Below are 9726 nucleotides of genomic sequence, written 5' to 3'. Positions count from 1 at the left end.
CAAAAATAAATTCTTCAATAATGTTACTTATTAATATAAATGTTACTATATTGGTATCATATTTAAAAAAAGTAACATCATTGAAGGCGAGAGATAAAATATTAAAAACGGCACAAGAGCTTTTTTACGCACAAGGAATTAAGAAGGTCAGTGTGAATGAAATCTTTGAGACAGCAGGAGTTTCTAAGATGACATTTTACCGTCAGTTTAGTAATAAAGAAGATTTAGTATTAACCATAATCCGTAATCTTTTTAATACCTCTATGTTGGAGTATAACACAATTGTGGAGCAAAGTACCTCATTTAGAGAAACCCTTTTGAGATTGACTGAGATGAAAATAGAGTATTCTAAAAGTATGAGTAAGATATTTTTAGAAGAGTTTCTTCAAATGTTCAATGGAAAGGTGGAGGTGATGAAAGAGTTGCAAGATATGCAACATGAGGGAAGGTCTTTGTTTGTGCAGGAAATAATGAAAGCAAGAGCTTCCGGAGAAATCAGGCAAGATTTAAGTATTGAACTTATGTTGGCAATGCTCGATCATATGCAGGCATTTATTGAAGACCCTAAAAATATAGCGCTGTTTGAGTCTTCGGAAGATGTTACGAGAGGTATCATCAACTTTTATTTTTTTGGTATATATGGTCCCCAAGAATAAAAACTAATGAAAAAGCTTCAAATCCTATTTTTGCTTTTATTGTCTAATACCATTTACGGGCAATCTGAATTTGATTTTAATGGTATGTTGGTGGGTTTTACAACTTACTCCCCAGAAGCGGAACAACTCAATTTATGGAGTGGTGGACGTTATATTCCTGAAGTAAAATTTGAGCATCAATTTGATTCTTTGAATTCCTTTTCAGCATTTGCTTCAGCCAATATTTACGGATCGGTCCAGTATGCAAATGGAACACCGGTTTGGGATGGAACAGTTTTACCTTACAGGGGTTGGGTACGTTATGCACATGGCAATAGTGAAATAAGAGTGGGACTTCAGAAAATCGATTTTGGATCTTCTACTTTATTGCGACCAATGCAATGGTTCAACCAAATTGACCCTAGAGATCCGCTGGGTTTGACCAATGGTGTCTATTCTGCCTTAGCGAGATATTATTTTAAGAACAACGCCAATATTTGGTTTTGGGCTTTGTATGGAAATGAGGAGCAAAGAGGATATGACGCATTACAATCCGTAAAAGACATTCCAGAACTAGGTGGTAGAGTGCAGTTGCCTACACCAAAAGGGGAAATTGCTTTTTCATACCATCATAGAAAAGCGGTTTTAGATACAAGATGGAATGCAGATAATCCCATGTACATCGAAACACCTGAAAATAGAATTGGGGTTGATGGGAAATGGGATTTGTTACTCGGAGTTTGGTTTGAAGGTACTTATACCAAAACCAATAAAAATGTAGGAATCCTCACAAATCAAACACTATTGGACATTGGTATGGATTATACGTTACCAATTGGAAGTGGGCTAAATGTAGTAGGAGAACATCTTTTTACCTGGTACGGAGAAGAGTTTAATAACGCTGAATACAAAGGTAATACCACGGCAATTTCGATGAATTATCCGCTATCATATTTTGATAACATATCCGTGATGGTGTATCGAGATTGGACCAATAGCGGAACAGGTTTTTTCACGACTTATAATCATGATTTCGATTTGTGGACAGGATATTTTATGATCTATTATAATCCCACAACAGATATATCCTCACCCATCGCCACAAATGATTTAAACCAATTTACTCCAGGTTTCGGGGTACGATTAATGGCTGTATTAAACCATTAACCTCAAAAATGAATAAATGCAAAACCATATTAATATGAATACAAACAACATCATCGAAATTCAAAACGTAACCAAGCGTTTTCCGGTAGGAGAAACAGAGTTTACAGCTTTGAGTAACATTAATTTGAAAATACAGAAAGGTGAATTTACAGGCCTAATTGGGCCTAGTGGATCAGGAAAAACAACCTTATTAAACCTCATTGGAGCATTAGATATTCCTTCAGAAGGAGAAATCTTAATCAGTGGAAAAAACGTTGCTGTAAAATCAGATGCAGAGTCGGCTTTATTGAGAAACGAACATATAGGTTTTATTTTTCAAAGCTATAATTTACTTCCAGTTTACAGCATTTTTGAAAATGTAGAGTTCCCTTTACTATTACAAAAGAAATCAAAAGCAGAAAGAAAAGAAGCTGTAATGCAAGCCTTGGATTGGGTAGGGTTATCAGATATAGCAAATAAGAAACCTTCTCAAATTTCAGGCGGACAAGCACAAAGAGTGGCCATAGCAAGATCCATCGTAAAGAAGCCCGATATTGTATTAGCAGATGAGCCGACGGCAAACTTAGATTCCACCAATGCTTACAAGATCATGGATATTCTAAAAAAACTGAATGAAGAATTGGGCATCACATTTATGTTCTCTTCTCACGATAGTAAAGTAATAGAATATCTCAGAAGAGTCATCACTTTGGAAGATGGAAAAGTAAAGAACGACGAAACAAAATAGAAGATGGATACTTTATACAACATAGGGTTGAGTTTTCGATTGGCGTTCAGAAACATCATCAGTTCTGGCTTGAGAACTTGGCTCACTATTACCACTCTTTCCTTAGCGTTTGTCATGATTTTGTTTTTCAATAGTATGTACACCGGCTGGGAATATCAAGGGATTAGAGATCAGGTCAATTGGGAATTTGCCCAAGGGCAAGTAATTCACCCTGCTTACGACAAACTGGATCCTTTTACCATCGAGAGTGGACATGGAAAATATGAAAAAGAAGCTCATTTGACTCCCGTTTTAATTCGCCAAGCGAATATCTACCCAGATGGAAGAATGGTACCAATTTTACTAAAAGGCATTCCTGCAGATCAGCAAATTGTAGAACTCCCAACTCAACTTTTAAAAGAGAGCAAGGCCAATATTCCTGCTTTGATTGGACTAGGAATGGCACAAGACAACAACCTAAAAGTAGGTGATGCAATACTGATGCGATGGAAAGATAAAAACGGAACTTTTGATGCTCAAAACATCACCATTGCAGGCATTTTTGAAACCAATGTTCCCACCATTGATGCAGGTCAAGTTTGGGTAGATTTAGAGAAATTGAATCAACTAACAGGATTGCAACAAGAAGCCACGTATTTATTGGCGGATGCCGAATACAATCAAACCACTAACGCTTCTTGGAATTACCAAGACAAAGAGGCTTTACTCAAAGAATTTTATGAACTTATCGAATTAAAAAGAGGAGGTTCATCTTTCCTTTACGGTATTTTGATGCTGATTGCTCTGATCGCCATTTTTGATTCACAAGTGTTTTCCGTTTTCAAAAGACAAAAAGAAATCGGCACTTATATCGCATTGGGTTTTACCAAAAAGAGAGTGACATTCTTATTTACATTGGAAGGAACTATGTATGCTTTTATCGCCGCAGTGGTAGGGTCCATTATAGCGATACCACTTTTGAGTTGGTTACATGAAGTAGGAATTCCGATGACTTCCAACGTGGATCAATCCAGAAAAATGGGAATTACTGTAGGGGAATATATCTATCCGCTACTGACACCGGAACTGTACACTAAAACAGTGTTTTGGGTAGTGATACTTTCGGCAGTCATCAGCTACCTTCCCGTTCGCAAGATTGCTAAAATGAATACTGTAGACGCTTTAAAAGGAAAGAAATAATGTTTGAATTTTTATTTAAAGGTCTCATCAGAGACAAAAGCAGAAGTTTACTTCCTGTAATCGTAGTGAGTTTGGGCGTATCCCTTTCCGTTTTCTTTGTGGGTTACATTGAAGGAATGATGGGGGATATGGTCGATCAGAATGCACGTTTTGGAACGGGGCATATGAAGGTGATGACAAGAGAATATGTCAAAAATATTGCTCAGAAACCATTGGACCTTTCTATACTGGAAGCAGGTAAAGTAATACAAGAATTAGATAAAAGTTATCCTGAAGTAGACTGGGTAAAGCGATTTAATTTTGGAGGGATTTTAGATGTGCCTGATGAAAATGGTCAAACCAAAACACAAGGGATTGCTGGTGGAATGGCCTTTGATATGACAGAAGGAAATTCAGATCTGAGAAGGTTGAATATCGCCAATAATATTGTAGAAGGAAGAATGCCTAACGGGCCCTTTGAAATGCTTTTAGGGCAGGGTTTAGCCAAAAGAATGAATGTGAAAATTGGTGATACCATTACCTATTTCGGTTCTACAATGGATGGAAGTATGTCGTTCCAAAACTTTACTTATGTTGGAGCAGTACAATTTGGGTTGTCAGTGATGGACGACAAAACCTTTTTGATCGATATAAAAGACGCAGAGCAAATTCTTGATATGGAAGATGCCGTTCAAGAAATTTACGGTTATCTACCCAATGATATTTATGATGATCAAGCAATTGAAGAAATCAAAAATACCTATAACGCATCTTTTGCAGAGAGTGACGATGAATATGCACCTCAAATGTTAGCGTTGAGAGATCAAAATGGTTTGAGTACTATGCTCGATATGGTCAATACAATGAGCAGTGCCTTCACCTTCTTTTTTATCATTGCCATGTCCATCGTATTATGGAATACAGGATTGCTTGGAGGGTTGAGAAGATATACAGAATTCGGTATCAGAATAGCTATTGGAGAATCCAAAAGAGATATCTATAAATCATTATTATTAGAATCAGTAATCGTTGGAGTTATCGGTTCAGTTTTCGGGACCATATTAGGTTTGATTTTGACCTTTTACCTTCAAGAAGTAGGGATCGATATGTCAGATACATTAGGTAATAGCAATGTTTTATTCTCCAATGTGATTAGAGCAAAGGTCGTTCCCACTCAATTTTGGATAGGTTTCTTTCCTGGCGTAATGGCTACTTTCTTAGGTGCATTATTATCGGGAAGAGGAATTTTCAAACGCCAAACATCAGAATTATTTAATGAATTAGGGGTGTAATGTAGAAGCGTAGCCTGCTACGCAAATATTAGTATTAACAGTGCTTATCTCATTTTATATATTTATAATAAGATGACACCGAAAGAGCTTTTTTAATGAAAACGTAGCAGGCTACGTTGCTACAGGGGCATTACCTGAAAAAAAATTAAATAGAGAAAATTAAAACAATAAAGAAATATGAAAAAAATACTCACCATAGCATTCCTACTTATAGGTTGTACCGTAATGGCACAAGACCCCGTAGAAATGCTTCAAAAAATTGATGAAAATATGTATTCCAGTACAAAAATCACTAAATCAAAGATGATTGTATATGGAAAGAGAAAAAACAAGGAAATTGTGATGGAAGCCTATTCAAGAGGAACAAAAGACACTTTTTCAGAATATCTTTCACCGGCAAGAGAAAAAGGAACAAAGATGTTGAAGCTAGACGATAAACTTTGGATTTACTCTCCTTCTTCAGACCGTACCATACAAATTTCAGGTCATATGCTGAGACAGTCTGTGAATGGCTCAGACATGTCCTACGAAGATATGATGCAGGAGAAGAAAATGGTGGACATGTACACACCAACCATCAAAGGAGAAGAACAGATGAATGGAGAAGACTGTTATATATTACAGTTGGATGCCAAAGTGGACGATATTTCCTACCCTAAAGTGAAGATGTGGGTAGAAAAGAAAAATTATGTACCCATGCGTCAAGACCTATTCGCTAAAAGTGGTCAGCTTTTAAAGACGATTAATATGGAAGATGTTCGCCCAGTGAATGGAAGGTTTTACCCTTTTAAGATGAATTATAAAGATGTATTAAAAGATGGGAAAGGAACAGATTTTATTGTGATTGAGATGCAGGATAATGTGCCGATTTCAGATAATGTTTTCAATAAAGCGAATCTAAAGAAATAAGAATTCATGCTCTTAAGGAAGCATTTTGATAGGTTTCATATTGTAGAGTATTACCTTTACAATACGAAACCTATTTTCAATTATAATTATTGCTGAAATGAGTATAGAACAAGCCTATAACAGTTGGGCGGATATTTACGATACCAACCAAAACAAAACACGAGATTTAGATGCACATGCTACTGTAGAAACACTATCAAAATACGATTTTAAAAACGTACTTGAGTTAGGAGCAGGAACAGGTAAAAATACACCTTTCTTATTGTCGAAAGCAGAGCAAGTGGTGAGTCTTGACTTTTCAGAAGAAATGCTCAACAAAGCCAAGGCCAAAATTAAAGATGAGCGTGTTTCCTTCAGGAGAACTGATTTGAATGAAGAATGGGATGTAGAAGATAATTTTGCTGATTTAGTGACAGTAAGTTTATGTCTGGAGCATATTGAAAATCTTGATCAAATCTTTGCGAAAGCCCATCAAAAACTCAAAGAAAACGGCTTCTTTTTTATCAGTGAACTTCACCCTTTCAAACAATATTTAGGAACTAAAGCGAGATATGAAACGGAAGAAGGAGTCAAAGAGTTGGAAGTTTATATTCATCACCTATCAGAATTTATGAATGCTGCAAAGAATAATGGTTTTACATTAAAAGAAGTAGAAGAGTGGTTTGATGGTGAAGCAGAAAACGAAGTGCCACGAATCCTTTCATTAGTCTTTCAAAAATAAATGAGGAAGCCAACTCAAGTTGTAGCCGCAGTCATAATAGATGATCAGCAACGTATATTGATTACTCAAAGACCTTTGCATAAATCACAAGGAGGATTGTGGGAATTTCCTGGAGGAAAGGTTGAAAATAGTGAGTCCAATGAGGAAGCTTTAGTTCGAGAAATCAAGGAAGAATTAGGTGTTAAGATAGCGGTTGGAGAGTTTATTCATTCCTGTCAGCATGATTATGGAAATACTGTCATTGAATTGATTGTTTATTTTTCAAAGATAAATGAGGGAAGTATCCATTTAAATGAACATATTGATATGGAGTGGATCAGCGTAGAGGAATTAGAGCAATATGAATGGGCACCTGCTGATGTGCCTATTGTTGATAAGATAAAAGAAAATTTAGAAACTAAATTAGAAATAAAATGAAGCCAACAGATGAACAAATAAAGGAAATTGCAGGTGAACATGAAATAGGAATGCAGTGCTATTTTCACTTCAAAACAGGTGAGCTTATTTCAATTCCAGATATGGATGATTTTTATGATGGCGATTTTGAAGCTTGGGAAGCTGACATTAAGAAAGTAGAAGAAAATGAAGATGACTACTATTTATTCAAAAAAAGGATTCTAGGGACTCTTATAGAGAAATGGAAGCCTTTGTTGATACAGTAGATGACGCTAAACTTCAAGATAAATTGATAAAAGCTTTAAACAAGAAAGGTCCTTTTAGAAACTTCAGATGGGTTCTTGATGAATCTGAAGAGTATAGAGCTAAATGGTATAAATTTCAAGAGCAACAAAGAATTGAATATGTAAGGGAGGAAGTAGAAATGAATGAAGAAGAATTTGAAGTTTAATTCACCTTCTAATAAAAAAAGAGTCACCTAACTCTATTCAGAGAAAGGTGACTCAATTGATTGTAAAGAAAATCTTTTCTGCTTAAGCTGGGCTTAATGCAGAGATTTCGTCCTCAGAGCTTACGATATCCATCATTACAGAATCGGCAGCGATAGTTTCGCCTTCCTCAGCAATAATATGGTTTACGAAACCACTGAAATCAGAAACAATATTGTTTTCCATTTTCATGGATTCTAAAATCATGATTGGTTGTCCTTTTTCAACCTTATCGCCTGTTTTCACAAGTACACTGATTACTCTACCTGGCATTGGTGCAAGTACTTTTTTACCCATTTTCATAGGCTTAGCTACTTTTTCCTCAACCACTTTTTCCTCAACTTCTTGAGCAGCTGCAGCAGCTTCTTTTTGCTTCGCTTCGAATTGCTCTTTCTTTAATTTCTTAAGGAAACCTTTTGCTACTAATGGGAATAACTCTAATAGTAATTCTTCTTCGTAGTTTTCAGCCAATTTCACACCACCAAACTCAGGAAGAGTTGGGTTATCTTGTGATTTGTAAGAGCTAGTATCAAATGGTCTTTCGTCCTCAAAACCACAGATTTGCTTTCTAAACTCAGGCTTGACAGGAATTGGCGTTTTACCATAGTCACCTTTCACTAAGCTTTGGAATTGGTTAGATGTATTTGAATACATCTCTTTTCCTTGCTTTAAGCTCATTGCTGCGTTCACCGCTTGCGCACCTACAATTTGTGAAGTAGGAGTTACTAGTGGAGGAAGACCAGCGTCCATACGTACTTGAGGAATCAATTTCATCGCTTCGTCCAAGATTTCGTCTGAACCTAAAGCTTTCAATTGAGCTACCATGTTAGAGTACATACCACCTGGAACCTCAGCTTCTTTTACTTTCGTATTTGGTTTAGGGAAGTTGAAGTAATCCTCGATTTGGTGACAGATATTCAATAATGACTCCTCATTGCCAGCGTTTACAGCTGCAATTGCGTCATCAAACATCTTATCTACGTGTGCAGGAAGTGTATCTGTAAGAGGATTGAAAGGGTTAGGGAAACTATCATAAGCATCAAATGCTTTCAATTCCTTACGAACGTCTACCAATTTAGCGTTGATCTTAGCAACAGCCTCCATGTTTACGTCCATTTCGATACCTAATTTCTTAGCGAAAAGGTAGATTAATTCTAATGCAACACCTGCTGAACCACCTGCGAAGTTCCAGATGTTTGTATCCACAATATCAGCACCGCTCATCACAGCACATAATACAGCAGCTAAACCATAACCTGGAGTACAGTGTGTATGGAAATCAACTGGGATAGAAAGATTCGATTTGAAAAGTTTTACCAATTTGGCAACTCTCATTGGTGGAATCAATCCAGACATATCTTTAATAGAGATCATATCTGCACCTAACTTCTCCATTTCTAAAGCTAAGTCAAGGAAATATTGATCTGTAAATACCGGCTTAGGAAGTGGCTTACCTTTGAAGAATGACTTGATTCTCTCCATTGTAGAGAAATGCGGGTCAATTGTGTAACATACCGCACAGTCAGCAATACCACCGTATTTTTTTACATACTTAATAGTAGACTTGATGTTGTTAGTATCATTAAGAGCATCGAAGATTCTCATGATACCCAAACCATTATTGATAGATGTTTTACAGAAACCTTCAATAATTTCTTCAGTATAAGGAGTGTAACCGAATAAGTTACGACCACGAGATAAGGCAGTCAGTTTACTTACATTACCTACAGAATCATGAATAGTTTTTAAACGTGTCCATGGGTTTTCTCCTAAATAACGCATTACTGAATCTGGAACAGCACCACCCCAAACTTCCATTGCATAGAAATTGGCATCTTGGTAATCTGGTAATAGACGATCAACCTGATCTTGAGTCATTCTAGTAGCAAATAATGATTGTTGCCCGTCACGTAGCGTTAAATCTCTAATTAATAGTTTCTTTGACATCTTATCTTATGGTTTTATTACACTGTTTGTCCAATAATATTTTGTCGAATATTAAGCGGATATAATTCATTTTCGATGGAACAATGTATACATGTGTTCCGGTAAAACATTAATTACAAAGGTTAATTAATATTATACTCCAAAGTTGGGATAGTTTTGCGACGAATGAAGTGATATCCCTTGTTAGAAAATGCTGATTTTGTACACCTTTTTTTGTTGGCCCCATTTTTTTTAGTGAGGGTTGTCATTAAATCAATATTTATTAACGGGTAAAATGGATAATAAG

General features: G+C 36.2%; 11 protein-coding genes. 10 read left to right on the top strand and 1 reads right to left on the bottom strand.

The window, feature by feature from the left end:
• The first annotated feature begins 50 nt into the window (after positions 1-50).
• From AVL50_RS08815 to AVL50_RS08770, 10 genes are all read left to right on the top strand, one after another.
• On the top strand, positions 51-656 hold the full coding sequence (locus tag AVL50_RS08815) for a TetR/AcrR family transcriptional regulator (RefSeq protein ID WP_172826803.1): 606 nt from the start codon (positions 51-53) through the stop codon (positions 654-656).
• A gap of 6 nt (positions 657-662) precedes the next feature.
• Positions 663-1802, top strand: a complete 1140-nt coding sequence (locus AVL50_RS08810; RefSeq protein WP_063850630.1) for a hypothetical protein — start codon at positions 663-665, stop codon at positions 1800-1802.
• A 34-nt stretch (positions 1803-1836) separates the two neighbouring features.
• A complete protein-coding gene (locus tag AVL50_RS08805) occupies positions 1837-2529 on the top strand; it encodes an ABC transporter ATP-binding protein (protein ID WP_062616218.1) in 693 nt (230 codons plus the stop codon).
• Positions 2530-2532: 3 nt separating this feature from the next.
• Positions 2533-3708 (top strand): ABC transporter permease, encoded by a 1176-nt coding sequence (locus tag AVL50_RS08800; protein WP_063850627.1) that lies wholly within the window; start codon positions 2533-2535, stop codon positions 3706-3708.
• Positions 3708-4979 (top strand): ABC transporter permease, encoded by a 1272-nt coding sequence (locus AVL50_RS08795; RefSeq protein WP_062616122.1) that lies wholly within the window; start codon positions 3708-3710, stop codon positions 4977-4979. Before AVL50_RS08800 ends, AVL50_RS08795 begins: the two co-directional genes overlap by 1 nt.
• 177 nt (positions 4980-5156) lie before the next feature.
• Entirely contained in the window at positions 5157-5888 is a 732-nt protein-coding gene (locus AVL50_RS08790; RefSeq protein ID WP_062616121.1) for an outer membrane lipoprotein-sorting protein, read from the top strand.
• Positions 5889-5985: 97 nt separating this feature from the next.
• Complete coding sequence (locus AVL50_RS08785) at positions 5986-6609, top strand: class I SAM-dependent methyltransferase (protein WP_062616120.1); 624 nt, start codon at positions 5986-5988, stop codon at positions 6607-6609.
• A complete protein-coding gene (gene mutT / locus AVL50_RS08780) occupies positions 6610-7026 on the top strand; it encodes an 8-oxo-dGTP diphosphatase MutT (RefSeq protein WP_062616119.1) in 417 nt (138 codons plus the stop codon).
• The gene (locus tag AVL50_RS08775; RefSeq protein ID WP_062616118.1) at positions 7023-7271 is read left to right on the top strand and encodes a hypothetical protein; all 249 of its coding nucleotides are present in this window, start codon (positions 7023-7025) and stop codon (positions 7269-7271) included. The genes mutT and AVL50_RS08775 overlap by 4 nt, the downstream gene beginning before the upstream one ends.
• Positions 7247-7456, top strand: a complete 210-nt coding sequence (locus AVL50_RS08770) for a UPF0158 family protein (RefSeq protein WP_062616117.1) — start codon at positions 7247-7249, stop codon at positions 7454-7456. Before AVL50_RS08775 ends, AVL50_RS08770 begins: the two co-directional genes overlap by 25 nt.
• Before the next feature lie 82 nt (positions 7457-7538).
• On the opposite strand, the gene AVL50_RS08765 is transcribed toward AVL50_RS08770, so the two are convergent.
• On the bottom strand, positions 7539-9440 hold the full coding sequence (locus AVL50_RS08765; protein WP_062616116.1) for a biotin/lipoyl-containing protein: 1902 nt from the start codon (positions 9438-9440) through the stop codon (positions 7539-7541).
• Positions 9441-9726: the final 286 nt, after the last annotated feature.

The organism is Flammeovirga sp. SJP92 (assembly GCF_001583495.1).
Lineage (GTDB): Bacteria > Bacteroidota > Bacteroidia > Cytophagales > Flammeovirgaceae > Flammeovirga.
The sequence above is the reverse complement of the archived record's forward strand: the minus strand, read 5'-3'. Positions and strand labels throughout refer to the sequence as shown.